Source organism: Rhizobium sp. BK418 (assembly GCF_004341105.1).
Taxonomy (GTDB): Bacteria; Pseudomonadota; Alphaproteobacteria; order Rhizobiales; family Rhizobiaceae; genus Rhizobium.
Map to the genome: position 1 here is coordinate 152,796 of NZ_SLZK01000008.1, position 24,799 is coordinate 177,594.

General features: G+C 60.6%; 27 protein-coding genes. 12 read left to right on the top strand and 15 right to left on the bottom strand.

What is annotated here, in order from left to right:
• Window positions 1–13: 13 nt before the first annotated feature.
• The 4 genes from EV281_RS27070 (at window position 14) to EV281_RS27085 (ending at window position 2,865) form a co-directional block, all read left to right on the top strand.
• Window positions 14–451, top strand: a complete 438-nt coding sequence (locus EV281_RS27070) for a cupin domain-containing protein (RefSeq protein ID WP_112435184.1) — start codon at window positions 14–16, stop codon at window positions 449–451.
• 94 nt (window positions 452–545) lie between these two features.
• Window positions 546–992, top strand: coding sequence for a carboxymuconolactone decarboxylase family protein (locus EV281_RS27075; RefSeq protein ID WP_132657470.1), 447 nt, complete (start codon window positions 546–548; stop codon window positions 990–992).
• 206 nt (window positions 993–1,198) lie between these two features.
• Window positions 1,199–2,401, top strand: a complete 1,203-nt coding sequence (locus tag EV281_RS27080; protein ID WP_165911964.1) for an MFS transporter — start codon at window positions 1,199–1,201, stop codon at window positions 2,399–2,401.
• A 59-nt stretch (window positions 2,402–2,460) separates the two neighbouring features.
• Window positions 2,461–2,865 (top strand): VOC family protein, encoded by a 405-nt coding sequence (locus EV281_RS27085; protein ID WP_117195542.1) that lies wholly within the window; start codon window positions 2,461–2,463, stop codon window positions 2,863–2,865.
• 341 nt (window positions 2,866–3,206) lie between these two features.
• Here the strand turns inward: EV281_RS27085 and EV281_RS27090 are convergent, their stop codons facing one another.
• Window positions 3,207–4,178, bottom strand: coding sequence for an alpha/beta hydrolase (locus tag EV281_RS27090; protein WP_117195543.1), 972 nt, complete (start codon window positions 4,176–4,178; stop codon window positions 3,207–3,209).
• 336 nt (window positions 4,179–4,514) lie between these two features.
• A complete protein-coding gene (locus EV281_RS27095; RefSeq protein WP_132657473.1) occupies window positions 4,515–5,405 on the bottom strand; it encodes a LysR family transcriptional regulator in 891 nt (296 codons plus the stop codon).
• A 78-nt stretch (window positions 5,406–5,483) separates the two neighbouring features.
• Here EV281_RS27095 and EV281_RS31295 point away from each other — a divergent pair, with 78 nt between their 5' ends.
• Window positions 5,484–5,744: a hypothetical protein gene (locus EV281_RS31295; RefSeq protein ID WP_165911965.1), complete on the top strand. Its 261-nt coding sequence runs from the start codon at window positions 5,484–5,486 to the stop codon at window positions 5,742–5,744.
• A gap of 60 nt (window positions 5,745–5,804) precedes the next feature.
• Here EV281_RS31295 and EV281_RS27105 read toward each other — a convergent pair whose 3' ends face one another.
• The 5 genes from EV281_RS27105 to EV281_RS27125 form a co-directional block, all read right to left on the bottom strand.
• A complete protein-coding gene (locus EV281_RS27105) occupies window positions 5,805–6,269 on the bottom strand; it encodes a DUF1348 family protein (protein ID WP_117195546.1) in 465 nt (154 codons plus the stop codon).
• A 76-nt stretch (window positions 6,270–6,345) separates the two neighbouring features.
• The gene (locus EV281_RS27110) at window positions 6,346–6,891 is read right to left on the bottom strand and encodes a peroxidase-related enzyme (protein WP_132657475.1); all 546 of its coding nucleotides are present in this window, start codon (window positions 6,889–6,891) and stop codon (window positions 6,346–6,348) included.
• Window positions 6,892–7,015: 124 nt separating this feature from the next.
• Window positions 7,016–9,073, bottom strand: a complete 2,058-nt coding sequence (locus tag EV281_RS27115; protein WP_132657477.1) for a pyridoxamine 5'-phosphate oxidase family protein — start codon at window positions 9,071–9,073, stop codon at window positions 7,016–7,018.
• Between the two features lie 59 nt (window positions 9,074–9,132).
• Window positions 9,133–9,744 carry a glutathione S-transferase gene (locus EV281_RS27120; RefSeq protein WP_117195549.1) on the bottom strand — a complete coding sequence of 204 codons (612 nt, stop codon included), beginning with the start codon at window positions 9,742–9,744 and terminating at the stop codon, window positions 9,133–9,135.
• A gap of 190 nt (window positions 9,745–9,934) precedes the next feature.
• Window positions 9,935–10,837, bottom strand: a complete 903-nt coding sequence (locus EV281_RS27125) for a LysR family transcriptional regulator (protein WP_207896903.1) — start codon at window positions 10,835–10,837, stop codon at window positions 9,935–9,937.
• A 98-nt stretch (window positions 10,838–10,935) separates the two neighbouring features.
• On the opposite strand from EV281_RS27125, the gene EV281_RS27130 reads away from it, so the two are divergent.
• Window positions 10,936–12,354: an aldehyde dehydrogenase family protein gene (locus EV281_RS27130; protein WP_132657481.1), complete on the top strand. Its 1,419-nt coding sequence runs from the start codon at window positions 10,936–10,938 to the stop codon at window positions 12,352–12,354.
• 20 nt (window positions 12,355–12,374) lie between these two features.
• Here the strand turns inward: EV281_RS27130 and EV281_RS27135 are convergent, their stop codons facing one another.
• Window positions 12,375–13,370 carry an NADPH:quinone reductase gene (locus EV281_RS27135; protein ID WP_117195552.1) on the bottom strand — a complete coding sequence of 332 codons (996 nt, stop codon included), beginning with the start codon at window positions 13,368–13,370 and terminating at the stop codon, window positions 12,375–12,377.
• A 106-nt stretch (window positions 13,371–13,476) separates the two neighbouring features.
• Here EV281_RS27135 and EV281_RS27140 point away from each other — a divergent pair, with 106 nt between their 5' ends.
• Entirely contained in the window at window positions 13,477–13,800 is a 324-nt protein-coding gene (locus tag EV281_RS27140; protein ID WP_117195553.1) for a helix-turn-helix domain-containing protein, read from the top strand.
• A gap of 17 nt (window positions 13,801–13,817) precedes the next feature.
• On the opposite strand, the gene EV281_RS27145 is transcribed toward EV281_RS27140, so the two are convergent.
• Window positions 13,818–14,702: a LysR family transcriptional regulator gene (locus tag EV281_RS27145; RefSeq protein WP_132657482.1), complete on the bottom strand. Its 885-nt coding sequence runs from the start codon at window positions 14,700–14,702 to the stop codon at window positions 13,818–13,820.
• A gap of 140 nt (window positions 14,703–14,842) precedes the next feature.
• Here EV281_RS27145 and EV281_RS27150 point away from each other — a divergent pair, with 140 nt between their 5' ends.
• The 3 genes from EV281_RS27150 (at window position 14,843) to EV281_RS27155 (ending at window position 16,225) form a co-directional block, all read left to right on the top strand.
• Window positions 14,843–15,418 carry an isochorismatase family protein gene (locus tag EV281_RS27150; protein ID WP_132657484.1) on the top strand — a complete coding sequence of 192 codons (576 nt, stop codon included), beginning with the start codon at window positions 14,843–14,845 and terminating at the stop codon, window positions 15,416–15,418.
• A 61-nt stretch (window positions 15,419–15,479) separates the two neighbouring features.
• A complete protein-coding gene (locus EV281_RS31860) occupies window positions 15,480–15,674 on the top strand; it encodes a hypothetical protein (RefSeq protein ID WP_245508369.1) in 195 nt (64 codons plus the stop codon).
• Window positions 15,644–16,225, top strand: coding sequence for a pirin family protein (locus tag EV281_RS27155; RefSeq protein WP_245508370.1), 582 nt, complete (start codon window positions 15,644–15,646; stop codon window positions 16,223–16,225). The genes EV281_RS31860 and EV281_RS27155 overlap by 31 nt, the downstream gene beginning before the upstream one ends.
• A gap of 201 nt (window positions 16,226–16,426) precedes the next feature.
• On the opposite strand, the gene EV281_RS27160 is transcribed toward EV281_RS27155, so the two are convergent.
• The 6 genes from EV281_RS27160 to EV281_RS27185 are packed head-to-tail and all read right to left on the bottom strand — an operon-like array spanning window position 16,427 to window position 22,399.
• A complete protein-coding gene (locus tag EV281_RS27160) occupies window positions 16,427–17,089 on the bottom strand; it encodes a flavin reductase family protein (RefSeq protein ID WP_165911966.1) in 663 nt (220 codons plus the stop codon).
• A 1-nt stretch (window position 17,090) separates the two neighbouring features.
• On the bottom strand, window positions 17,091–18,515 hold the full coding sequence (locus tag EV281_RS27165) for a Xaa-Pro peptidase family protein (protein ID WP_132657487.1): 1,425 nt from the start codon (window positions 18,513–18,515) through the stop codon (window positions 17,091–17,093).
• A 31-nt stretch (window positions 18,516–18,546) separates the two neighbouring features.
• Window positions 18,547–19,365 (bottom strand): ABC transporter permease, encoded by an 819-nt coding sequence (locus EV281_RS27170; protein WP_132657489.1) that lies wholly within the window; start codon window positions 19,363–19,365, stop codon window positions 18,547–18,549.
• Window positions 19,358–20,185 carry an ABC transporter permease gene (locus EV281_RS27175; protein ID WP_132657491.1) on the bottom strand — a complete coding sequence of 276 codons (828 nt, stop codon included), beginning with the start codon at window positions 20,183–20,185 and terminating at the stop codon, window positions 19,358–19,360. Before EV281_RS27175 ends, EV281_RS27170 begins: the two co-directional genes overlap by 8 nt.
• 10 nt (window positions 20,186–20,195) lie before the next feature.
• Window positions 20,196–21,239 (bottom strand): extracellular solute-binding protein, encoded by a 1,044-nt coding sequence (locus tag EV281_RS27180; RefSeq protein ID WP_132657493.1) that lies wholly within the window; start codon window positions 21,237–21,239, stop codon window positions 20,196–20,198.
• Between the two features lie 47 nt (window positions 21,240–21,286).
• Window positions 21,287–22,399, bottom strand: coding sequence for an ABC transporter ATP-binding protein (locus EV281_RS27185; RefSeq protein WP_132657494.1), 1,113 nt, complete (start codon window positions 22,397–22,399; stop codon window positions 21,287–21,289).
• A gap of 575 nt (window positions 22,400–22,974) precedes the next feature.
• On the opposite strand from EV281_RS27185, the gene EV281_RS27190 reads away from it, so the two are divergent.
• On the top strand, window positions 22,975–23,904 hold the full coding sequence (locus EV281_RS27190; protein WP_132657496.1) for an ABC transporter substrate-binding protein: 930 nt from the start codon (window positions 22,975–22,977) through the stop codon (window positions 23,902–23,904).
• A 5-nt stretch (window positions 23,905–23,909) separates the two neighbouring features.
• Window positions 23,910–24,785, top strand: coding sequence for an amino acid ABC transporter permease (locus tag EV281_RS27195; protein WP_132657498.1), 876 nt, complete (start codon window positions 23,910–23,912; stop codon window positions 24,783–24,785).
• The last annotated feature ends 14 nt before the right edge of the window (window positions 24,786–24,799 follow it).

Here is a 24,799-nt window from a genome sequence, read left to right on the forward strand (position 1 = left end):
AAGGAGAACGATTATGAAGACAATCCTCTATGCCGCCGCGGCACTCTCTGCCTCGCTGACCACGGCTTCCGCTCACGACGTCGCAAAGCCGGGACTCGCATACGACACGAAAGACGCCAAGGTGACTCTGGTCTACGAGCATCCTCTTCCGGACGTTCCCGGCAAGAGCGTCAAGGGCGTGCTCGTGGAGTACGGACCCGGCGGTTATAGTTCAGCCCATACGCATGCGAAGTCCGCGCTGATCTACGCGACGGTTCTCGAAGGCGCCATCCAAAGCGCCGTGAACGGTGGCGAGACGAAGACCTTCATCGCCGGTCAAAACTTCACCGAGCTGCCGGGCGACCGCCACGACGTCAGCGCTAACGCCAGCAAGACCGAGCCGGCGAAACTGCTCGCCGTCTTCGTCGTCGATACCGATGACACCGCCCTGACGACACCGCGCAAGCCGTAGCGCTACCTACCAGACCTACACCCTCCCCTACTGCACAAGCAACGACGGTTTCTCCGGCGAACGGAGAACCGTGTCCACGAGAAAGGAAAACGATATGTCCCGCATGAACTGGTCCGAAGTCGCCCCCGAGGGTGCCAAGGCGCTCTTCGGCGTCCATCACTACGTCACCAAGAAGACGAACCTGCCTGAAGAGCTGGTTCATCTCGTCTTCCTGCGCGTGTCGCAGATCAACGGCTGCGCCCATTGCATCGACATGCATGGTCGCGATCTGCGCAAGACGATGTCCGTCGATAAGATCACGCTTGTTCCGGTGTGGGACGAGGTGCCTCACCTGTTCGGCGAGCAGGAGCGAGCAGCACTGGCCTGGGCTGAAGAAGTCACGAATGTCAGCCAGACCCATGCCTCCGACGAGGCCTATGCCGCCGCTGCCGCCGCTTTCGAACCGAAGGATCTCGTCGATCTGACGATTACGATCGCTGCGATGAACGCGTTCAATCGCCTCGGGGCGCCGTTTCGTCTTCCGGTGGCGGCAAAGGCCTGATGGCACCTTGCTGGCCGAGAAACGTCTTGTCGGCCTAGTTCACGGCCGACAGGACGCCAGGATGTCATGCGCCAAGGACGTCGTCTAAGACGATTGACGCCCAGGGCATCCGAACGTTGGGGCACTGGGCGGGCCCTATCGTCTGCATCCATCAACGAATTTGAAGACCGTTATAAACGTGGCGTGATGGTTTTGATCATGCCCGAATGGTATCTGCGGCCATGACCCGATCTGCATCTCCCGCCTTCATGTTCACTCTCGTCGCCTGCGGCACGATACTTGGCATCGCCGGGACCGACCTCGTTCTACCAGCCGTCCCGATAATGCCGCGGGAGCTCGGCGGAACCCCAGCCCTCGCTCAGATGGTGCTTGCCGCCTATGCGGCGGGGACGCTTGTCGGGTTGCTGACCTTTGGCGAACTCGGCGCAAGGTATTCGGCTCGCAAACTCCTAATCTGGTCGCTGGCGCTGTTTGCAATCACGTCGATCACATCGGTGATGGTGCAGTCCTTGGAGTGGCTCGTTGCGCTTCGGTTCGCCCAGGGCGCGTTCGGCTCCGGTCCGGCAGTCTTCGCGCCGGGCTTCATCCAGGGCCTTTTCACTGGCGAGAAGGCAGCCGGCATGTTCGGGCGACTGGGCTCGATTGAATCCCTCACTCCGGCGCTCGCCCCCATAGCAGGCGTTTTCCTGCTCGAAGCTGGCGGGTGGGAGATGTCCTTTGTCGTCCTCGCCATTTTGGCGACCCTCTGTGCCGCCGCCAGCATCGCGTACGGACACCTGCTTCCGGATCGGGCAGAAGCCCTAGAGAGCCATCGCACCTACGCGTCTATCATGCGCGAGGCGGCCTTTCTCCGGCACGCCTTAAGCCAGGCCTTCTCGCTAGCGGCGATCCTCGTCTTCGTCTTCGGCGCCCCCGTAATCATGACTGAGGTTATGGGCGGCAACATCGGGGATTTCATTCTCTTGCAGGTTTGTGGGATTGCGAACTTCATCCTCGCCTCCAATCTCTCGAGTAAGCTGGCCGGCAGGTTCGGAGTGGAGCGCATGATCTTCATCGGAACGACAGGCCTGTTCGCGGGTTTCGCGCTGATCCTGGCCTACGTCGGATTTGGTGGGAGGAGCCTTGGCGTCATCATACCTGTCTGGGTGATCACGAATGCTGGCTTCGGCATCCGAGGTCCGATCGGCTTCCATCAAGCGATCATCGCGTCGAAGGGCGATCACTCGCGAGGCGCCGCGCTGGTCGTGGCGAGTATCCTGGGATTTACAGCGGCAGGCACTGCCGCTGCTGCACCCTTCCTTAACTCGGGGTGGTGGCCGCTCGCCTTGGCGAGCTTCCTGTCAGCTACTCTTGGGCTCGTGTGTCTCGTATTCCTTCCGAAAGGCGTTGCAGAGGCAGGAATGCGATGACACCCAGCGGAGATAAGCGCCGGCGGAGAAGTGCCACTTCCACTTATTACCAGAACCTCATGTCCCAGTCCCTCACGCATGTCGCTTTACTCGTTCGAGAATACGACGAGGCAATCGCCTTCTTCGTAGGGAAGCTTGGCTTTGATCTTGTCGAAGACACGTATCAGCCGGCGCAGGACAAACGCTGGGTGGTCGTTCGACCGGCTGGAGCCCAGGGATGCTCGATCTTGCTCGCTCGCGCATCGAACGTTCATCAGACGCAGTGGCTCGGCAACCAGGCAGGCGGCCGCGTCTTCCTGTTCCTAAGAACCGACGATTTTTGGCGGGACTATCGCGCATTCACCGCGAAGGGCGTTCAATTTGTGCGCGAGCCGGCACAAGCAGATTACGGCGTCGTGGCCGTGTTCAAGGACCTTTATGGCAATCTCTGGGATCTGATCGAATACAACGACGGTCGACTTTGAGAAGTTACTTTCAAAACTCTGTTGGTTGTCTCACGCCCGCTACCTGCTCTGTCCTGCGGCAGACGTATACCCAACAAGCACCGCATCGTGGTGGCGCCACCCGCATTTTAGTCGGTCCCAGCGCGCTTGATGGGATCTGAACCGACGACCTGTCCCTGCGATCGCCAAACCAGAGCCGACGGTAATGATGACCAATATTTCCATCTCAAGGCAAACCAAAACGCCTGCCGCGGGAGGAGAGATGCGGCAAGCGTATAGAACAAATGGCTGCCCATGAAGAGAGGCTTGTGGAGGAGGCTTCCCGAACTGTTCTCAGCCGGTGCGGGAGCCTCACTCCGTTTTCACTTTGCAATCTTGCGATCCAGGAAGCTCCTGATCAGCGGAGCCATCTCGTCTAGCTTGTCTTCAAGCGCAAAGTGGCCTGTATCAAGGAGATGGAACTCTGCTTCGGGAAGATCGCGAAGATAGGGATGCGCGCCCTCTTCCGGGAAGATCTTGTCGTTCTTGCCCCAGACGATCAGCGTCGGCGGCTTACGGTCGCGGAAGAATGCCTGGAACTGCGGATAGAGCGGCAGGTTGGTGCGGTAATCGTAGAACAGATCGAGCTGGATATCCTTGTTCCCTGGCCGGTCGAGCAGTGCCTGGTCGTGGACCCAGTTATCGGGGCTGATGCGCGTCAGATCCTTGACGCCATCGGTATATTGAAACTTGGTTGTCTCCGGTGCAACGAGCACCGAGAGCGCTTCCCGGTCCTTGGTTGCCCCTGATTTCCAGTAGGCGCGGATCGGGTTCCAGAAATCCCGGATGCCTTCGTCATAAGCATTGCCGTTCTGGACGATCATTCCGGTGATGCGATCCGGATGCTTGAGCGCCAGCCGGTAGCCAACGGGTGCGCCATAATCCATGAGATACATCGAATATTTGGTAGCACCGAGCTTGGTCAGCAGCGTATCGATGATATCGGCATAGTGGCCGAAGGAATACTCGAACTTGGTGTGATCGGGCGCATCGCTCTGACCGAAGCCCGGATAGTCAGGAGCGATGACGCGGTAGCGGTCAGCGAGCAGCGGGATCAGGTTGCGGAACATGTGCGACGATGTCGGGAAGCCGTGAAGCAGGACGACGACGGCGCCGTCGGCCGGACCGGCTTCGCGATAGAACACGTTGACGCCGTCGATTTTCACGGAGCGATAGTGAACCGTTGCAGATGCCTGCTGGGAAATCGCCGGCGTTTCGGCGAACACCATGCTTGCGGGGGTTGTAACAAAGATGCTGGCGGATGCGAAAAGCAGGGCGGCAAGAGTGCGAGACATTGTAGCTCTCCTCAGGAGTGGTTGTGGGCGGCTTGTTGCCCGCAGCCAACATCGCTCGTTCGGCCTGGAAGGAGAACGTTCGTATTCGACAAGGGATTATTACATCTGATGGTATGAGTGTGGCTAGGCGGTCGGCCATTTGGATGAATCGCTACGGTAGTATCGGCGTTGTTTAACGCCCACCGACGGATCGCAGCTAGGGATCGACTTACGGTACGACTATTGCGCTTCTTGGCCACGGATGTTGTCTGGTCAAACGGCAATCCCGCGCAAAGAGACGGCGGGCGGACGCAGTTCGCTCCACGAGCTTAGGCCTAGCTCGGTGATATTGAAGGGCTAATTGAAAAGGCGGTTCTCGCGCAGCCTTGCTGCAGCCATATCGACGAAAGTGCGAACCTTTGCTGGAGCGTGCCGACCCTCCGGATGAAGGATGTGTATGGGTAAAGGTGGTTCTTCGAATTCACTGAGGATGATCTGTAGCTCTCCAGCAACGAGCGCTGGGCCAATCTGGTAGTTGAGAACCCTGGTCAGGCCCCATCCCTCGCGCGCAGACTGTATCGCCGCTTCGTTGGTGTTGCATTGTAAAGCTGCATCCACGGATACTCGCAGATCGTCGCGAAACTTCCACTCAGGTGAAGCCCAGGCTGCGGTCGATGCTGCGATGCGGTGGTCCTTCAGATCGGTTGGCGAGTTCGGAACGCCGTAGCGCTCGAAGTACTTCGGAGAACCGCACATGACGCGACGAACACTTCCGACCTTGACGGCCGAGAGATTGGAATCCGGAAGATGACCGATACGCACCGCGACGTCGATCCCTTCCTCGACGATGTTGACCGGTCGATCGATGAATAGCGTCTTCGCTCTCATGGTCGAATAGGTGTCGAGATAGCTTGTCACGATCGGAAGAACGTACATCTGGCCGAACAGCGCGGACGCGGTTATGGAGAGAGTCCCTGTCGGCGTGGCGTAGGAACCGCCGGCAGCCGCCTCTGCTTCTGCGATATCGGCGAGGATCCGGCGACAATCTTCAAAATAGCGAACGCCTGCTTCGGTCATCTTCACCGAGCGGGTGGTTCGCACGAGTAGGCGCGCACCAATAAGATCTTCGAGCGAGGCAACGGCACGTGTGACAGCCGGTGCGCTCATGAACATCTGGCGTGCGGTGTCCGCGAAACTTTCGGTTTCGGCGACCTTTACAAAGATCCTCATTGCTTGCCAGCGATCCATCCATTCCCCCGAACCGGTCGAAATTCCAAGACCTTAGGGGCTTAAAAACGAAGCCTCAAGAGGCACGGGATCATCCGATTGAGAACGGCAAGCCTGCGAGATGAATTCTATCTCCGCGCAGGCTTCCTCGGAAAGACCGGCGCGCAGGGCGCGCTGGTGCGTCTCCCGACAGGCATTCAAAGCAAGCGAGACCGCGACCGAAGTCTCGAAATCGAAGCTGGAACCTTGCCTGGCAACATCCATCTCTGCGCCTGTCATGCCAAGGGCACGACCGGCTTCTTCTTGTTTCGCCAGCAGCGATTTGCTCGCGTTGGCTCCCGTGAGAGCAAGCTCTATTGAAAGCCTTATGCGAGCACCGATTGACGAGCCGGCCATTTTTCCATCTCCTGGCTCAGCCGTCTAAAAGCCGAAATCACTCAGGCCAGGATGGTCGTCCGGGCGGCGGCCCAGCGGCCAACGAAACTTGCGATCGACTTCAGCGATCGGGTGTTCGTTGATGCTTGCATGACGTTCCCGCATAAGGCCATCCTCGGCAAACTCCCAGTTCTCGTTGCCATAGGCACGGAACCACTGGCCGCTGTCATCGCGATATTCGTAGGCGTATCGGACGGCAATACGATTGCCGGTGAAGGCCCAGAGTTCCTTGATCAGGCGGTAGTCGAGCTCCTTATTCCACTTGCGGGTCAGGAAAGCCTCGGCCTCGGCCCGGTTCTTCGCGAACTCGGCGCGATTGCGCCAACGGGTATCGAGCGTATAGGCAAGCGCCACTTTGGCGGGATCGCGGCTGTTCCAGCCATCCTCTGCAAGACGGACCTTTTCAATCGCGCTCTCTCTGGTGAATGGGGGAAGCGGTGGACGGGACATGGTAAAATTCCTCTCGGGATGATTTCTGACCGCGGGGCGGGAGGCGGTAAGTCTTGCGCCGCCTCCAGGCTTGGCCTTAGGCAGCAGTGTCAATGCGGGGGAAGTCGATCTCGGTGTCGAGGGCCTCGTTCACGTAGTTCGTAAAGGTGTTGAGGGCCACATGGGCGATGATCTCGACGATCTCGGCATCGCTGTAGCCGGCATCGCGAACCTTGGCGATTTCGGCTGGCGCGACGGACCCGCGAGCGACCGTCAGAGCCCGGGCGAACTCGACAGCGGCCGCTGCCTTAGGATCGTTGGATGTGCCGTTTCGGTTGGCAACGATTTCACTTTCGTCGAGCTTGGCGAACTTCCTGCCGGTGAAGGTGTGGGCGGACAAGCAATAGTCACAGCCGTTTGCTTCAGCCATGGCGAGGGCGATGCGTTCGCGGGTGGCCGGCGGCAACTTTCCCTTGCCAAGTGCGCCCTGGAGCGACGTCAAGCCCGACAGCGCTGCGGGGCTGTTGGAAACCAGACGAAAGATGTTGGGGACGGAGCCGATCTGCTTCTGGATGGTCTCGAGGATCGGACGAGAGGCTTCCGGAGCGTCGTCGATCGTTGCCGGGGTAGGAATGCGTGACATTGTATTCTCCTTTTTTGGTTGAGGGAGACGTCGCTCCCTTGGGATTGAATATGACCTGGTGGGGCGGCTTGCTGAACATCGAAAGGGAACAAGGGTCCATTACGTCGGACGCAGCAATCGGCCCTTAGACAGCGAGCTGCAGGCCGCCGTTCTGGTCTGCGGGAACAGCGCAGCAGAGAAGCACTTCATCCGCGTCGATCTTCGCGGTGGGCTGCTTGACGTAAGCGACGGCACCCTTGACGAGCTTGGTCCGGCACGTGCCGCAGTTGCCTTCGCGGCAGCTGAATTCGGGGTCGAGGCCACGCGCTTCGGCAAGTTCCAGGAGAGTGCCGGAACCAGGTGTCCACCGTGCCTCTTTCAGGGAATTCGTGAACACGACGGGCACAGGTTTTTCGGACGGCTGCGCGACAGGAGACATCAGGGCTGGTGTGGGTTGCCCTGTGCGGACCAGCGACGACGGACCGAAGGCTTCAGCCTGAATGCGATCGTCAGCAATGTTGAGAGCCCTCAGTCCGTCATAGAGGCCTTGTGTGAACTGGGGAGGCCCGCAGAGATAGAAATCGTAGTCGTTGAAGGGAAGGAACCGCGTCAGCATCGCCATATCGATCCGCCCTGCGGCATCGAAATCCCTGCCCTCTTCGGCATCCGTGGTGTCACTGAGGATCCTGACCAGCCGCACGGCGCCCTTGGCCGCACCGACCAGTTCCCCGATCTCCTGATCGAACGGCCTATCGGCCTTGGAACGGGACGCATGGAATAACGTCACCGGGCGGACGCGCTGCTTGCGGAGCCCCTCGTAAACGATATGACGGAGCATCGCGAGCATCGGCGTAATGCCGACGCCGCCTGCAAGAAGCACCGCCGGACGGGTTGAACGCGCGTCTATGCTGAAGTGGCCGGCCGGCGCGCGCGCCTCGATGACATCGCCAACGGCGATGCGATCATGGAGGAACTGAGATACCTGACCATCGCGCTTGACGCTGATGCGGTAGATCCCGTCGGACGGCGCGACCGAGAGCGTGTAGGTGCGAATGACCGCCTTATTTTCGCCGGGCAGCTTTATGCGGATGGGCAGATGCTGACCGGCCGCGTGCGGGAGTAGCCCTGCGCCATCGCCTGGCTGGAGGTGGAAAGACTTGATCGTCGCGCTTTCATCAACGATCGCGGTGACGGTCATTGGCCGCCAGCTCTTGGCAAACTCTGCGGCGCGGAGACGGTCGGCCGCTTGGCTCCAGCTGCCTGTCATCAGGGAACTCGGCGACCAGCCGTCCTTCTGAAAAGCCCATCTCAACGCCAGTGCATTGCGGCGACGTACGATCCGTGTCGACTTGAATGTCCAGAACCGCTCTGCCCCCTGGAAAGCGGCGATCTCGGGGGAGTCGAATATGACTTCGGCTTTGCCCGTCATCTGCAGCATATCGCCGGTGTTGAAATCCACGAACAGAAGTCCTGCCTTTCCGTTCATCAGGATGTTGCCCAACGTTGCAAAGAAGAGATTGCCATCGAAATCCGGGATCGTCATGACGCCATCGTCACCAACGCGGACAAACCCCGCATTGCCGCCCCGGTGGGACACATCCACCTGGCGCCGGTCCTCGCGATCAACGTAGGACGCGACAAAGAAGGCGTCGGCTTCCCGAATGATCGCGCGCGCCTCGTCATCGAGGGCGGGCAGTTCCTCAACCTCACCTTGAAACGAAGTCTCGGGCTGGCGTTCGAATGTAAAGTCGCGCAGCTGAATGTAACGCGGACAATTTCCAAAGCTCTGGTCGACATCGACGCGGAAACCGCCATCGATCGTCGAGACAAAGCCGTTCATACGGTTGCGGCGGCGTGTGTGCATCTCGATCCCGAGAAGACCGATCGGCAAGCCGTCCGCCAGTCCTTCGCTTGCCGGGTCGCTGGGATCTCGGCTTGCGAGGATGTCTAGGATGGCAGGCGAAGGCGACGACATGAACCCCGGCTGGCCTTCGATAACGGTCGCCCAGGCGTCACCTGCTTGATCGACGCTCCCGAGAACGATGAAGGGGAGTTGGGCGTAGAAGTCACGGTGCTGGTCCGGCATGAAATCGCGAACGACACGCTGGCCGACGGAGGCCATGCGTTCCTTTACGCCGAGCTTTTCCTGAATAAAGGTCTCGCCTTCATGCCACGTCGGCAATCTTGTAAGCTTCACGGACATCTCTGTTCTCCAGAAAAAGAGGCGAAGAGCGTGCGAGGTGCCGCACGCCCTGTCCAGGCTCAGGCGGCAAGACCGGCCGGCGTTTTGACGAAATCGACGAAGCCCGGAAGTTGCTCGACCCGGCGCAGCAGGGCATTCACGGACGGATAGGCGCTGAGGTCGACGTTGCCCTCTGGGGCCCGTGCGACATAGCTGTAGACCGCGACGTCGGCGATGGTCGGACGGTTGCCCACCAGCCATTCGCGCCCTTGCAGATGGCTCTCGATCCGGCCAAGGATGGTATGTGCCCGGCCGATAACTTCTTCTGGGTTGAACTTGGCGCCGAAGACCGTCACCAGACGCGCAGCTGCCGGACCGTAAGCAATTTCACCGGCTGCAACCGAGAGCCAGCGCTGAACGTCGGCGGCCCCTTTTGCATCTTCCGGGAGCCATTCCGTCTTGCCCGACTTCTTGGCGAGGTAGACCAGGATCGCGTTGGAATCGGAAATGAAGACATCGCCATCCGCCAGCACCGGGACCTGCCCGAAGGGGTTCATCTTAAGGAAGTCGGGCTGCTTGTGGGCGCCAGATTTCAGATCGACTTCGACCAGCTCGTGGGGGAGCCCGACCAGAGAAAGGAAGAGCCGGGCGCGGTGCGCGTGACCTGACAGCGGGTGGTGATAAAGTTTCATGTGATCGCTCCTGATTGAAGGCCGGGCTCGTTCCCGATCCGTGAACACAGGATGCAATGCGCAACCGCGCGGCTGAATACTCATGTTCGGCACTGGACTGTTACGCTGAGCGGAATAGTTCGGTAGCGCCAGGATGAAAGGTGAACTTCGCATCCATCCCGTCGGGCGATCTCCCAAGCTGAACAGCGGCTCACATCGTTCCGGTTGTCCGCAGTTCCTTTATCAAGTCGACGAGCTGGCGAAGCTTCGCCGGCAGATTGCGCCTTCCGGGGTAGTAGAGACATAAGCCGGGATAAGGCGGGGTCCAGTCAGCAAGAACCTGCTCCAGCTTACCGGCAGCAAGATCATCTTCGACCTGCCACTCACTCAGGTAGGCTAGCCCCGCCCCCTCACGCGCGGCCCGGAGCATCAGATCGCTATCGTCGAGCACGAGCCTGCCGGGAACGTCGAGCGCGAAGCTCTCGCCTCGCCGCTCGAACTCCCAGCGATAGATGGTTCCGCTCGCCATTCGTGCACGAATGCACAAGTGGTTTTGGAGCTCTGCCGGGACCTCCGGCTTTCCATAGCGGCGGAAGTAATCGGTCGACCCGACAATGGCCGGTCGGATGCTGTCGCCGATCGGGACGACCACCATGTCGGGAGGAACGGCTTCTCGGATCCTGATCCCGGCGTCAAAACCCTTTGCGTTGACATCGACCAGCGCACCCTCCGTGACGATCTCCACCCCCATCTGCGGGTTCCGGCGCATGTACTCCAGGATCAACGGTGTCAGGATCATCCGCGTTGCGCCGACGGATGTATTGATCCGCAAGGTGCCCGTGGCTTCTGCCCGATGTTCATCGATATGCTCGACGGCGTTGCGGATCGCCTCTAGCGCCGGTCCGACGCTTGCGACGAACTGCTCTCCCGCGGCTGAAAGGACCACGCTCCGGGTCGAGCGGTTGAAAAGCCTGACGCCCATGCGGGTCTCCAGCGCAGCGATCTGCTGGCTCAGCGACGACGACGATATTCCGAGCTCCCGCGCCGCGGCCCGGAACCCGCCTCGAGACGAGACGGCAAGGACAGCCTCAAGTTCAGCAAGTGAGCCGCGCATCATTGTCCGTAATCTCCTATCAGGCTGGGCATATTTGACCTCCTTATCAGGACAGGGTCGAAGTGCCAGATATGACAGAACAGCAAAAGGAGTTTGAGATGCCCATCATCGACAAGATTTATATCGACGGAGGCTTCGTCACACCGAAGGGATCGGAGACCGCCAATCTTTACAATCCGTCGACAGAGGAGAAGATCGGCACAGTCCGGCTTGGCGGCATCGAAGATGCACGTGAGGCTGTCGCCGCCGCGAAACGTGCCTTCCCGGCGTTCTCACGGACGACGAAGGCCGAGCGTATCGAGATGCTTAAGCGTTTGAACGCAGCCGTCGCGGCGCACACCTCCGACCTAACGGAAGCGATGGCACTCGAATATGGTGCTCCTCAGACCGTTACCCGGTTCGCTATTCCCCACGCTGCTTCAAGCTTTCTGACCATGGCGAAGGTTCTGGAGGATTATGAATTCGAGCGACAGATGGGCCGCGCCCGCGTCCTCATGCAGCCCTCTGGCGTTGCCGCCGCCATCACGCCTTGGAACAGCAATATCGGCTTCATAACCTCAAAGCTTGCGACCGCCATCGCCGCCGGCACGACCATCGTCATCAAGCCCAGCGAGATGAGCGCGATACAGACGCAGATCCTCACCGAGTGCCTTCATGAAGCGGGTTTGCCGAAGGGTGTATTCAACATCGTCAACGGGCTCGGCAATGTCGTCGGCGCAGAGCTCAGCCGGCATCCTGATATCGCGAAGGTGACGTTCACCGGCTCTACCGCGGTTGGCAGGGAAATCATGCGCAACGCGGCCGACACCTTCAAGCGCGTGACGCTGGAACTCGGCGGCAAAGGCCCGAACATCATTCTCGACGATACCGGCCTGGACGCGACTATTCCCGCCGTACTGCGGATGGGGTTCATCAACAGCGGCCAGGCCTGCATTGCCGGCACCCGAATTCTGGTTCCCAGCCATCGGCTCGACGACGTTTTGGCCAGGCTGAAGCAAGAGATCGAGACATTCAAGATCGGCGCCCCCGACGATCCGGACGCAATGATCGGACCGATGGTTAGTCAAAAGCAGTACGACCGGGTCCAGTCCTATATCGAGCTGGGGACACGACAGGGCGCCTGCCTCCTGACGGGTGGTCTCGGACGGCCTGCCGGATTGGAGCGAGGCTGGTTCACGAAGCCAACCATATTCACTCACGTCAACAACCAGATGCGTATCGCGCGCGAGGAGATATTCGGGCCGGTCCTGTCGGTAATCAGTTATCGAGACGAGGACCAAGCCGTGTCCATCGCCAACGACACGCCGTATGGACTTCAGGCCTACCTGCATGGCACCGATGTCGCGCGCATGCAGGCGCTTGCGGATCGCCTGGAGTCCGGCCGCGTCGTCGTCAACGGCGCCCCCCATGAACCTCTCGCTCCTTTTGGTGGGTTCAAGCAGTCGGGTATCGGTCGCGAGTATGGCGTGTTCGGCCTCGAGGCGTTCCTGGAGCCGAAAGCCGTCATCGCCTCATAAGCTAGCTTGATGGGATCGCATCACGCGTTCTGGATTCGGAGGAGAATCTTACCGACAGCTTTCCCGCTCTCCTGCAACTCGTGTGCCTCGGCCACTTCGTCAAGCGCATATGTCTTCGCGATCAGCGGAGCATATACCCCCGATGCGGCACAGGCCGAAACCTCATCGGCTGCCTGCCTCATCGCGGATTCCGGCATGGTGTAGACATAGACGAAACGGAACGAGAAGCCGCCCAGCAGCGCCGGGAAGAACGGAATCGTCAGCTTCGCATCTGGCGATTCCGTCGAATAGGCCGACACGACACCGTCGCGGGCGAGAGAGGCGATTGCTACGTCGATGTTGGCGGAGATATCGACGTCTACGATGCGATCGACGCCATTGCCGCCGGTGGCTGATCGGACGGCCGCAGCGACATTTTCCTCGCGCCTGTTGACGACAAGATCGGCGCCCGCCGCACGCGCGACCTCCGCTTGCTGCTCACGGCTCACCGTCGCCGCCACCCATGCCCCCGCCCACTTCGCAAGAAGGATCGCTGCATTGCCGACGGCGCCTGCTCCTCCTTGGACGAGGACTCGCTTGCCGCGCAGGTCTCCGTCGGCGAAGAGGCAGCGATGCGCTGTCATCGCTGGAACGCCGAGCGCCGCTGCGATCTCGAAGGATGCGTTGTCGGCCAGCCTGACGGCCTGCACGGAGGGCACGACGACAAATTCCGCCGCAGTACCGAACGCACGACCCCATTGGCCCATGTAGATCCAGACGCGCTCGCCGACGCGCGACAGATGCACGCCGGGACCGACGGCGTCGATGACGCCCGCGCCGTCCTGATGCGGCACGATCCGTGGAAACGGCATGGCCTTGCCGCCAAATCCGGTTCTCGTCTTGATGTCGGAGGGATTGATGCCTGACGCGACCACCCTCACCCGGACCTCTCCCGCTCCCGGCTGCGGATCGGGGAGCTCGCCGACGGCGAGCACCTCCTTTGCAGGGCCTTGTCGGTCGTAGAAAGCAGCTCGCATGACGCACCTCTGAATATACTGCTTCCAACTGACGCGACACAGGCGAACTTGCAAGTAGGCAACAATTTTGCCTATAGGTATAGAAAATACACTATTGGAGCATGTAATGACTTCTGGCCAGAAGTGCCCTGTCGAAACCACCGTCGACGTTACGGGGGGAAAATGGAAGCCAATGATCATTTACCGGCTGCTGGACGGGCCGCGACGGTTCGGCGAGTTGCGCCGGCTTGTCGGTGACCCGAGCCAGCGTTCGCTGACGATGCAGCTCCGCGAACTCGAAGCCGACGGGATCGTCGCCCGCGAAGTCTTCGCAGAGGTTCCGCCGCGCGTTGAATACTCTCTGACGCCCTTCGGGCAGACTCTGGCACCCGTGCTGATAGCCATGCGCGACTGGGGCGTCGCGTTCCAGGAGCGGCGCTCGGCCACGTAATACTAGCCTTCGTTGCTCTAGCCAGCCACCGCGTTTGCGGAGAACCTCTCGACGAAGAAGTCGATCAGAACCCGGACCTTCCGCGACACGTGTGACCCAGGCGGGCGCACGATGTAGACCCCAATTTTCGGCAGGCTGTAGTCCGTCATGATCGGCACAAGGGTTCCGGCTTCCAGGTAATTCTGAGCGATCACCACGGGTAGCGCTGCCACGCCCAGCCCCGCCGCCGTCCCTTCGGCGATGCCCGCAGCGCTGTCGGCCTTGAACCGTCCCTGAGCGCTGACGACCACGGTCCGGGTGCCGTCGGAAACCCTCCAGCTTTCGGTCCCCTGCAAGATGGCCTGATGGTCGAGAAGATCTGACGGCTTCTGTGGAACGCCGTGGACACGCAGATACTCCGGGTTTGCAAAAAGGCCTGCCGCAAAGGTGCCAATCTTGCGCGCGGTCAGGTTCGAATCCTGCAGGTAGCCGACGCGGATGCCGCAGTCGAAGCCTTCCGCCACCAGATCGACGTAGCGGTCGCTGTAATGCGCGTGGAGCTGCAGGAGCGGATGCAGGCGGGCGAGCTCGGCCAGTGCCGGGGCGAAGTGCCCAGGACCGAAGGACGAGGGGACCGCCACGCGAAGGCGTCCTCGCAGCTCTCCGGTTGGAAGCATCTCCTCGCGCGCCACGTCCATTTCCAGACACATGCGGGCGGCGTGCTCTCGGAAGGAGACCCCAGCTTCGGTGAGGGATGCACCTCTGGTGGTGCGCGCCAGAAGCTGGACGCCAAGCTCGCTTTCAAGCCGGACAAGCCGTCGACTGACGATCGACTTCGGCAGGCCGAGACGCCGAGCGGCCACCGTGATGCCGCCCCCGTCCGCCACCTCCACGAAGGTCTGCATGTCCTCGAAGCTGATCATCCCGGTGTTCCATTTTTCGTTCTATAGAGTGGCTCATCGTAGAGCTACTGTGCCGATGATCGCAACGCTAAATTCCAGTCATCGAGCGGATCGAAACCAACTTCACCAACAGCCGCCGAGCAAAGAAAAGGAACACGAAAATGCATAAGGACGTATTTACCCCCGAGAATTCAGCAATGCTGCTGATCGACCACCAGATCGGCACCATGGCCTGGACGCACTCGCACGACATCAACCTGGTCAAGCAGAACGCGCTGAAACTTGCTCGCATCGCCAAGGCCGCCAATATCCCGACGATTCTCACCTCCAGCATGGAAGACCAGATCCAAGGCCCGCTGCTGCCGGAACTCGAAGCAATCCTGCCCGAAGCGTTCGAAGCCCGCATCAAGCGTCCCGGCATCGTCAACGCCATGCACCACGACGGCTTCAATAAGGCGGTCAAAGCGACCGGTCGCAAGAAGCTGTTCGTTGCCGGCGTGACGACTGAGATCTGCGTCACCTTTCCGGTCCTGCAGATGCTCGACGAAGGTTACGAGGTCCAGGTCTCGGCAGACGCGTCGGCTTCCTACACCAAATACGGCGACGACATTGCATTGCGCCGCATGGAGAAGGCCGGCGCAATCATTACAACCGTTGACCAGATCATTTCCGAGCTTGCCGTCGACTGGACGAGCCCGCTCGGTCAGAAGCTGGTCGGCATCCTGAACTACCATTGAGCACGACAAGCGCGTTCGGCGCGGGCAATAGAGCCCGCGCACGAATGAAAGGAGCACAACAATGACCATTACCAAGATTGCCGCCGGCCGCGTACGCGGCGACTTCAGTCAAGGCTTCGGCGTCGAGATCCTATATCCGGGGCTGGCGCTGACTTCGGACGACAGTGGTATCGGCCCGATCGGCAGGATCGATCGCGCCGAGATGCAGCCGGGTCATCTCATGGCATGCACCCGCACAAGGACGACGAAATCCTGACCTATATTCGCGGCGGCGAGATGCTCCATCGCGACACGGTGGGAAACGAAAAGACGCTCGGCAAGACCCACTTCATGATGATGAACGCCGGGCATACCTTTCAGCATGAAGAGCTGATGCTCGGTGATCGTCCGGTGCGCGCGCTGCAGATATTTCTGCGACCGAACGCTCCCGATCTGGAGCCGATGGTACAGTTCCATGAGTTCCCGGAGGAAGACAGCGTCGATAGCTGGCGGCTCATCGCCGGACCGAGCGCTGCACCGTTGAAGGTCAGATCTGACGTCCGCGTCTTTGACGCCCGTATCGCTGAAGGGGTCCATCTGCGGCTGCCAGCCGAGGAAACTGGAAGAAACACCTTACTCTACGTCTACAGTGGAAAGGTCGCCATCGCGGGCGAGGTTATATCGGAAGGGCAAAGCGTATTTTCGACCGGTGCATATGACGATCTTACCGCATGGGCTGAATCAGACGTCTTGCTGTTCTCGATGGATCCTGCGGCGGAGGTTTACCGAGGTGGCATGTTCAGTGGGAACCAGAGGCGCCGCGCCTAGAGATGCAGGCGTCGATCACTCCTCGCTTGCCGGCCTCGGCGTCATCTCGATCACCACCCCAAGGTCGCACGGCGTCATCGTTCTGGTCAATATTCACGTTAAGGCTCTGGGCTTAGGCTCTTGATGGGATGTGAACCTTCGACCCCTGCAATTAGCCGCCCCGCGAAGCTTAAGTCTATGAACTCAGCGGCAAGTGTCCTCTTATTCGGCAGCCGCTTTAGACACGTTCTTCCGGCCTTCCCACTCTTGTGGCGTCAGCGTCTTGATATCGAACTGGTCACGTGTGCGGGCATAGGTGTGCCCGCCCATGCGGCCGACGGCATCCATCATCTGCTGGTCGATATGCAGGTTCGAAGCATTCACCGCATCGCTGCGGACAAAGACGCCGACGACCTCGCCGAGGATGATCTCGCGGGCCGGGCCGACCTGCAGGGTCGTGTGGCGGCGGCATTCCAAGGCGGCCGGGGCTGCCAGGATGCGCGGGCTGCGCACCATCTGGCCGGGCACGGTTGCGAGGCCTGCCTCCTCCATCTCATCGACTTCGGGGCCGAACTTGATGGCGCAGACCTCCATCTGGTCGACGAGCGCATTGTCGCAGATATGGACGGTGAATTCGCCGGTCTCGCGGATGTTGCGTGCCGTGTCCTTGAAGCGCATGTCCGAATAGTTCTCGACGCCGATGGCAACGATCGCGGGATCGTGGGTGAGGACGTTGAAGAAGCTGAATGGGCCGGCGTTCGGCTGGCCTTGCCTGTTGATCGTCGTCACCAACGCGATCGGCCGCGGGATCACCGTGCCGATCAGGATCTTGTAGCGCTCGCGCTCATTGAGGCTGGAAAAGTCGAAATGGGTATGATCGTACATATCAGGCCTCGGCAGCGATGCGGTGGGTTTCAAGCGGGGTGTGGCGGGAGAGGTTCTCGAACCCGTCCTTGGTGACGACATACATGTCGCCGACATTGCAGCCGGCCGACAGCGGCTCCAGCCATTGCGTATGGAGCACGAAGACCATGCCCTCCTCCATCCGGTCGTAATTGTGGGAGGAAATGTTGAAGCTGTTCTGGCCGCCGGCCATGCCCACCGAGTGGCCGAGATTGGGGTTATGCGGCCCATGGGTCGCCGGGTAGACATGCATCAGCTTGCGGCCCTGTGCCTCCCAGTCGATGTTCTTCACATATTGGCGCGGGATGAGGCGGGCGCTCCCGTCGTCCATCGGCGCCCAGTTGTAGGGCATGCTGCGTGCTTCCGGCGAGATCAGCATGCCGCGCTCGATCATCGGCTCGAAGGCAGCGTTGTTGACGTCACGCACCAGGGCGCCGGGGCGGATCAGCTTCTCGGCGCGCTTGACGCCTTCGGTGCAGGCTTCAAGCACCTCTTCCTGTCGCTTGGTGATCCCACCGACGGCGATCATGCGGGCGGTCTGGGCGGTATATCCACGATAGGTGACGTTGGAGACGTAAAGATTGATCAAGTCGCCGGGCCGCACGACATGGCCGTATGGCTTGCCGCAATGGGTGCCGAACTCGTTGATGCCGATCTGGTAGCCGTCGCCGGTTTCGCCACCATAGGTGAGCTGCGCCTGCGTGAAAGCGGCATAGATTTCATGGTCGGTCACGCCGGGTTTTGCCACATGATAGGCCGCCTGGGTGGCGATGCTGATGAGCTGGGCGGCGGCCCGGAATATGGTGATTTCGCGCGGCGAGCGGACCTTCTGCATCCGGTCGAGAATGGCATTGTCGGCGACGAACTTGGTCTTCGGCATCAGTTCATCGAGTGCCGCCCAGAAGGTCAGCGACGTCCGGTCGCCGATGCGGCCGACCTGGACTTTCGCGAGCCCCATGCTGGCCAGAAGTTCGGCGCATTTCTCGGCCGTCTTGACGACGCTGTCGCCCGGGCGGTCGGCATATTCGCGACCGATCGGGCCGATCTGCCAGATATCCTCGACCAGAACAGGTTCACCGCCGGGCGGCAGAAGGACGGATTGGGTGAAGAAGGACAGAAGCGTCAGCGGCTTGTCGCTGTCTGTGGGGATGATCAGCACACCTTCGCGTATCCAGTCGCAGATGTAGCGCAGATAATGGTTGGAGGCATGGAACCAGCCGACGCTGCCGGTATGGACGATCAGCGCATCATGCCCGGCTTCCACGGCCTGCCGGCGGATGCGGCGCAGGCGATCCTCGAATTCCTCGGTCGGCAGGGGCAGCGGCGCATCGAAATCGAAATCCGGCTGGAAATCGGCGAGCAGCGATCCGACGCGATAGGAGCCTGACTGGCTCGAACTAATATTCATAGGTGTTTTCCTTCCCGATTATCAAAATTGGTCAGGCCTGCCGCGGCGCGAGAACGCGCCTTGCGACGAGCATGACGATCAGGGTGAGGCCGATGAGAATGCCCGAGATCGCGGCGACGCGAACGTCGAGCGATTCCTCGATCAGCGCGAACATGCGCAGCGGCAGAACGGTGGTCTCGGCATCGGCGAGGAAGAGCGAGATCGAGACATTGTCCAGCGACTGGATGAAGACCAGGAAGGCGCCGGCGAGAATGCCCGGCATCAGCAGCGGCAGCGTTACCCGACGAAGCGTGGTGAACCGGGACGCGCCCATGACGGTTGATGCCTCGGCGAGCGAAGGATTGAGTCCTTGCGCGACGACGGAGGCGGCGCGGTACATTAGCGGCCCGAAGACGACGACATGGCCGGCGACTGTCAGCCAGAGCGAGGGTTGCAGCCCGACGAAGTTGGCGACGATCAGCGCCGCCAGACCGTAGACCAGGCTTGGCAGCACCAGCGGCGACAGAAGCAGCGGCTCGATTGCGCCGACGGCCCCTTTGCGCATCCGGCTCATGCCGATCGTAGCGGGCACTGCAAAGAGCAGCGAACCGAGAACCGCGAGACCGGCGATCTTCAGCGAGTTGAAGGCCGCCGCATGTTCCGTCGCGGAGCGAACAGGATCGAGCAGTGCCTCGTACCAGCGAAGCGAGAAGCCGTCGGGTGGGTATTTCAGGGTCTGGCCCGAGGTGAAGGACATTGTCAGAGCAATGACGATCGGCGCCACCAGATAGATCACGGCGAAAGTGCCGAAACCGAAGACGAAGAGCTTGTAGAGCAGTCCGGGGATGGGGTTTTTGCGTCTATCAGCCATGGCCGACAAGTCTCCTGTGACGGGAAATCATGGTCATCGCGACGAGCAGGCAACCGGTGGACAGAAGCAGCACGACGGCGATCGCCGATGCCAGCGGCCAGTCGAACAGCGTGCCGACCTCGCGATAGATGAGCTGCGGAACATAGACGTTGCGCGCGCCGCCGATGACGGCCTGCGTGACGAAGGAACTGCTGGTGCTGGCAAAGACCAGAATCCAGCCGGCCAAAAGGCCTGGCAGCATCAGCGGGATCAGCACGGTCACGAAGATGCGCCACGGACCGGCACCGGAGACCTGCGCCGCCTCTGTATATTGCACCGGCGTACGCGACAGGATGGCGACCAGCGGTAGGATGATCAGCGGTAGATCGATCTGGCACATGGCCATGACGAGACCGAGTTCGGTGAACATCAAGCTGATCGGGCTACCGGTCAGGCCGAGCCCCATAAGCGCCACGCTGATCGGTCCCTGCCGCCCGAGGATAACAATCCAGGCGAAGGTGCGCACGACATTGCTGGTCAGCATCGGAACAAGCGTCAGGAAGATGATCACCTGCCGTGCCGTCTTGCCGCTGTGCCAGTAGAGCAGCGCGATCGGCACGCCGAGCAGCGTCGTGGCGAAAACCGTCTCTAGCCCCAGTCGCGCCGTGTTGACGAGAACGCGAAAATTGAACGCGTCCCCGAAGAACTGACCATAATTGGCCAGTGTCGGCCCTGCCGAGCCGGTAAAGCTATAGCCGACGAGAACGGCGAGCGGCGTCGCAAAGAACGCCACCGACAGCAGCAGCATCGGGATAACGTATGGAAAACCGCCCGCCTTCATCGGCTCGGCCTCAGCCCGCGACGAGCGCGTCGAACTGGCGGATCCAGTCGGCGCGGTTCTTGTTGATGGCAACCCAGTCCGGATAGACCATGTTGCCGAGCTGCTCGCGCGTCACACAGGCTTCGATCTCGGGCGTCAGGGCGACGTCCTTGTTGGTCGGGAACATCTCGGTCGGCGGCAGCTTCAGCTTGTCCTGCGCAGCCTTGGAGATGGCGGCGTCCATATAGGCATAGGCGGCGTCGAGGTTCTTCGCGCCCTTGGTCAGGTGGATGTTGACCGGAGCGGCCGGAGCGCCGGTTTCCGGAGCGACATATTCGGCCTTGAGACCCATCGACTTCAGGCGGGCGACGTTGCCGGTCGAGCACATGAAGACGGCGATTTCACCCTGCTGGAACAGCGTCATCTGGTGGTTGGTGCTATCGACGACGCCCTTCAGATGTTCAGGATGATCCTTGAACAGCTTGAAGACCGCGTCCATGTCGTTCGGGCCGGAGCCGAAGATCTTCGCCATTTCCGTATAGGCCATGACGGCCGTGTTGGAGCCGAAGCCGGTCCAGGAGACGAGGCCGCTATAGGCCTTGTTCTCGAACAGATCGCGATAGCCCTTCGGGCGCGGCACGAGGTCGGGATTGTAGGCGATGCCGTTGACCTCGATGGTAACCGTCGGGCCGTATTCACCCTGGAAGGCCGGATCGAGCATACCCCAGTTCTTCAGGCGGCTCGGATCGATCTTCTGGATGATGTCGTTGTCGATGGCGACGGCCATCTGACCGGGCGACATCAGCAGCGTGTCGTAAGGCGGGTTGCCGGGGCTCGCCATGACTTTGGCCAGCTGATCCTGCGCCATCGACGGGGCGATCGTCAGGCCGTAGCCGGCTTCCTTGACGAGCGGGCCGAGAACGCTGCGATAGCCGTCTTCCCAGTTGCCCGGAAAGGTCGCGGCAATCGCGGTTTCGCCTGCCGCTGCACGGGCAGCGAAGGGCATTGCGGAGGCTGCGGCGACGCCGGCAGCGAGAAGGCCGAAATGGCGGCGGGTCATTTTGAAGTCGTTCATGCTGTCACCTCTGTTGGTTGTTGTTGATGTCATTCCGTTGTTGGCATTCACTGGATGCTTTCCGGTTCAGCCGGAAATGCGTGACACCTGCGGGTGTCGATCTCTGCAAAGAGCTGGGCGCCGATATCGGGAATCGCCGTGCCGGGACCGCGAACCTCGGAGGCGCGCAGACCCGTGCCGTCATCAAGCACGAGGTCGTGGATCAGCGTCGGACCGAGCGGCACGGAAACGGTGACACGCGCGGCAAGCGCGTTCACGCCCGGCTGCGTCATCAGGCGGACCTCTTCGGGCCGGAAGGTGATGGTGACATCCGAGCCCGTGGTGAAGCTCAGGCGGCGCGGCAGGACAAGGTTTTCGCCACTCTTCAGAGCGATGACCGTGCTGCCTTCGCCGAGTTCGGCAACAGTGCCATGGAGAACATTGGTCTGGCCGATGAAGGTGTTGACGAACAGGGTCTTCGGCCTGTCGTAGACTGCCATCGGCGTGTCAATCTGCTCGACATTACCCTTGTTCATCAGCACCAGGCGGCTGGCGAGGCTCTGGGCCTCCTCCTGGTCGTGGGTGACAATCAGCGTGGTGATGCCCAGCGTCTTCTGCAGATGAAGGAGCTCGACCTGCAGATCGAAGCGCAACGCCCGGTCAAGAGCGCCGAAGGGTTCGTCGAGAAGCAGCAGCGACGGGCGGCCCGCGATAGCGCGAGCGACGGCGACGCGCTGCTGCTGCCCACCCGAGAGTTCGCGCGGCAGGCGGTTACCATAGCCATCGAGCCGGACGAGCGAGAGCATCTCCTCGACCCGCGCGTTTCGCTCCGCACGCGGTACTTTCTGGCAGGCGAGCGGATAGGCGATGTTTTCCGCAACTGTCAGATGCGGGAACAGGGCATAGTTCTGGAAGACCATTCCGATGCCGCGTGCGCGGGCGGAGACATTGGCGAGGTCGTCGTCGCCGAGCACGATGCGGCCCGCCTTCGGCTGAATGAGGCCGGCGACCGCCCTCAGCACCGTCGACTTGCCGCAGCCGCTCGGTCCCAGGAGCGCAACGATCTCGCCGGCCTCGATATCGAAGGATATGTCGCTAACGGCATTCTGGCCGCCATAGCTATGGGTAACGCCCCGAACACTGAGCCGCTTGCGATCGGTAGTCTTTGCGATGTCCAGCATGTGGCTTCCCTGATCTTGCGTGGTGGCAATGAGCGCTCCGACGCCGGAGCATGTTCATCGAAAGGGAATTGCAAGGGCCGTGCCAGACTCGAATGATGGCAACAGAGAAAAATTCAAGTAACTGATTATATGACGATTTTTACGATTTATAAAGTTTCGTAGCTTTCTTATTACGAACTTTCGACTTTAGTTTCGGAATTTTGTTTGTCTAAAGTTTTGCCATAGAGGTTTGATGTCGTGCAGAATTCTGCTCACTTATCGACCTGATGGCCGCCTCGCCAGGCGGGATGCAAGCGATCTCGCCGGCCATGATCCATCAGGAAAAGAACAGAGAGGAGGAAAAAGGCGAGGCTTGAGGCGGTTGTCGCCCAGAAAATCGACGCAAGGGCGTTTTTTTAATCATCCTTATTTCGAATGAATATGCGAAATAATATGCGAAACTTTGTTCGGAGAAACGCCAGAATGATTTATTCGTTCACATTCAATTGCTTGATGCCGCGAAGGTGGAACTGGCACGGCGATTGCTTGGAAGATCCCAGAAAATTCATGCATGCGAAATCGAAAAAGGGGATCCCATGAAGAACGTGCAGACAATCCTGAAGGCCGGCATCGCCACCGCGCTCGTTACTCTCATGGCGCTGTCCGCCCATGCCGCAGAAGGCGCTGCAGAGAAGATGGAAGGGGCTGAGGTTTCCAAACTCCCCGGCGTGGCGCTGACGCAGAAGCTGGCGGACAGCCTTCCGGCTACCATCAAGGCATCAGGCATACTGAAGGTCGCGACCGACCTGACCCCGCCGATCAGCTTCCACGACGATGACGGCAAGCTTGTCGGCATCGACGCCGATATCGCCGCAGCTCTCGGTATCATCCTGGGGCTCAATGTCCAGATGACGGATGTCGGCGCCGGCGCGGCCATCGTTCCCGCCATCCTGTCCAAACGCTTCGACATGACGATCTCCGGCATCAACGACGACGTGAAACTGGAAAAGCAGGTCGATGTCATCGACTACATGTATGACGCCACCACGATCATGACGATCAAGGACAATCCGCTCGGCATCAAGAGCATGGAAGACCTCTGCGGCAAGAAGGTCGCCGTTCCCGTCGGCACCTTCCAGGGCAAGATGGTTGAGGCCGCCTCTGCAAAATGCAAGACACCGATCGACATCATGGCGATCCCGAAGATGCCTGATGTGCTGCAGGCGGTGCGCACCGGTCGCGCCGATGCCACCGTCAACGGCTATGCGACCAGCGTTTACACGACCGAACACCAGACCGGCAACGGCAAGGGGCTGCAGGCGCTTCCGAAAATCCGTCTCGCCGTCGGCTATCTCGGCATGCTGATATCTAAGGACAATCCGGAGCTCCGTGACACCGTCGTCGCCGCCCTGCAGCAGATGGTGGACAGCGGCGCCTACGAGACGATCATGAAAAAGTGGAGCCTCGGCCCGCTCGCGGTGAAGACCGTCAAGGTCAACGACGCCGCAAGCATGCCCGCGGAGTAAACCTCATGGCACTGTTCTCCGCACAGACAACGACAATGAGCCTGCCGCCACCGGCCATGCGGTCGATCAAGTGGGGACAGTTCGCAACCGGTGCCAGCGCGATCCTCGCGCTGGTGCTCCTCGGCAGCGTCCTCGCGCAAAGCCAGAGCGTGCAGTGGTCGGAAATCCCGCGCTATCTCGTGCACCCCCAGATCCTGCGCGGCGTGCTGCTGACCCTGGAACTGACGGCTGGCGCCATGGTCTTCGGCATTGGGCTCGGCTGCCTTCTTGCCGTGATGGCAACGTCGACAAACATCGTTCTGAAAGCGATTGCCGCAGGCTTCGTCTGGTGGTTTCGCGGCGTGCCGCTGATCGTCCAGATCTTCCTCTGGTTCAACATCGCGCTCTTCATCCCGCAGGTCGGGGTGGGCCACTACAGCATCTCGATCAACGATCTCGTTACACCTGCGCTGGCGGGCTTCCTGGCGCTCGGGCTGCATGAAGCCGCCAACATGTCGGAGATCATCCGCAGCGGGCTTCTTGCCATCGACCGCGGGCAGCGCGAGGCGGCGACGGCACTCGGATTGAAGCCCCGGCAGACATTCCGCACCGTCATCCTGCCGCAGGCGGCACGCCTGATCTTGCCCCCGACCGGCAACCAGGCGATCGGCATGCTGAAAGCCAGCGCCATCGTCTCCGTCATCGGTATGCAGGATCTGCTGACACAGGCGCAGGTCATCTACGCCCGCAACTTCCTGGTGATCGAACTGCTGTTCGTCGCCTCCGTCTGGTACCTCGCGATCACCACAGTGGCGTCGATCGGCCAGCATTACCTCGAGAAGAGCCTCCAGCCGAAATGCCGCAACGGCGCCGACAAGTCCCGCACCACGAAACGCGCCTGAGCGCCAACCAATAA

Excerpts from the sequence above, each read along its gene's own strand:
- EV281_RS27070 (WP_112435184.1), top strand. The coding sequence starts at position 14 with ATGAAGACAATCCTCTATGCCGCCGCGGCACTCTCTGCCTCGCTGACC.
- EV281_RS27075 (WP_132657470.1), top strand. The coding sequence starts at position 546 with ATGTCCCGCATGAACTGGTCCGAAGTCGCCCCCGAGGGTGCCAAGGCG.
- EV281_RS27080 (WP_165911964.1), top strand. The coding sequence starts at position 1,199 with ATGGTATCTGCGGCCATGACCCGATCTGCATCTCCCGCCTTCATGTTC.
- EV281_RS27085 (WP_117195542.1), top strand. The coding sequence starts at position 2,461 with ATGTCCCAGTCCCTCACGCATGTCGCTTTACTCGTTCGAGAATACGAC.
- EV281_RS27090 (WP_117195543.1), bottom strand. The coding sequence starts at position 4,178 with ATGTCTCGCACTCTTGCCGCCCTGCTTTTCGCATCCGCCAGCATCTTT.
- EV281_RS27095 (WP_132657473.1), bottom strand. The coding sequence starts at position 5,405 with ATGGATCGCTGGCAAGCAATGAGGATCTTTGTAAAGGTCGCCGAAACC.
- EV281_RS27105 (WP_117195546.1), bottom strand. The coding sequence starts at position 6,269 with ATGTCCCGTCCACCGCTTCCCCCATTCACCAGAGAGAGCGCGATTGAA.
- EV281_RS27110 (WP_132657475.1), bottom strand. The coding sequence starts at position 6,891 with ATGTCACGCATTCCTACCCCGGCAACGATCGACGACGCTCCGGAAGCC.
- EV281_RS27115 (WP_132657477.1), bottom strand. The coding sequence starts at position 9,073 with ATGTCCGTGAAGCTTACAAGATTGCCGACGTGGCATGAAGGCGAGACC.
- EV281_RS27120 (WP_117195549.1), bottom strand. The coding sequence starts at position 9,744 with ATGAAACTTTATCACCACCCGCTGTCAGGTCACGCGCACCGCGCCCGG.
- EV281_RS27125 (WP_207896903.1), bottom strand. The coding sequence starts at position 10,837 with ATGCGCGGCTCACTTGCTGAACTTGAGGCTGTCCTTGCCGTCTCGTCT.
- EV281_RS27130 (WP_132657481.1), top strand. The coding sequence starts at position 10,936 with ATGCCCATCATCGACAAGATTTATATCGACGGAGGCTTCGTCACACCG.
- EV281_RS27135 (WP_117195552.1), bottom strand. The coding sequence starts at position 13,370 with ATGCGAGCTGCTTTCTACGACCGACAAGGCCCTGCAAAGGAGGTGCTC.
- EV281_RS27140 (WP_117195553.1), top strand. The coding sequence starts at position 13,477 with ATGACTTCTGGCCAGAAGTGCCCTGTCGAAACCACCGTCGACGTTACG.
- EV281_RS27145 (WP_132657482.1), bottom strand. The coding sequence starts at position 14,702 with ATGATCAGCTTCGAGGACATGCAGACCTTCGTGGAGGTGGCGGACGGG.
- EV281_RS27150 (WP_132657484.1), top strand. The coding sequence starts at position 14,843 with ATGCATAAGGACGTATTTACCCCCGAGAATTCAGCAATGCTGCTGATC.
- EV281_RS31860 (WP_245508369.1), top strand. The coding sequence starts at position 15,480 with ATGACCATTACCAAGATTGCCGCCGGCCGCGTACGCGGCGACTTCAGT.
- EV281_RS27155 (WP_245508370.1), top strand. The coding sequence starts at position 15,644 with ATGCACCCGCACAAGGACGACGAAATCCTGACCTATATTCGCGGCGGC.
- EV281_RS27160 (WP_165911966.1), bottom strand. The coding sequence starts at position 17,089 with ATGTACGATCATACCCATTTCGACTTTTCCAGCCTCAATGAGCGCGAG.
- EV281_RS27165 (WP_132657487.1), bottom strand. The coding sequence starts at position 18,515 with ATGAATATTAGTTCGAGCCAGTCAGGCTCCTATCGCGTCGGATCGCTG.
- EV281_RS27170 (WP_132657489.1), bottom strand. The coding sequence starts at position 19,365 with ATGGCTGATAGACGCAAAAACCCCATCCCCGGACTGCTCTACAAGCTC.
- EV281_RS27175 (WP_132657491.1), bottom strand. The coding sequence starts at position 20,185 with ATGAAGGCGGGCGGTTTTCCATACGTTATCCCGATGCTGCTGCTGTCG.
- EV281_RS27180 (WP_132657493.1), bottom strand. The coding sequence starts at position 21,239 with ATGAACGACTTCAAAATGACCCGCCGCCATTTCGGCCTTCTCGCTGCC.
- EV281_RS27185 (WP_132657494.1), bottom strand. The coding sequence starts at position 22,399 with ATGCTGGACATCGCAAAGACTACCGATCGCAAGCGGCTCAGTGTTCGG.
- EV281_RS27190 (WP_132657496.1), top strand. The coding sequence starts at position 22,975 with ATGAAGAACGTGCAGACAATCCTGAAGGCCGGCATCGCCACCGCGCTC.
- EV281_RS27195 (WP_132657498.1), top strand. The coding sequence starts at position 23,910 with ATGGCACTGTTCTCCGCACAGACAACGACAATGAGCCTGCCGCCACCG.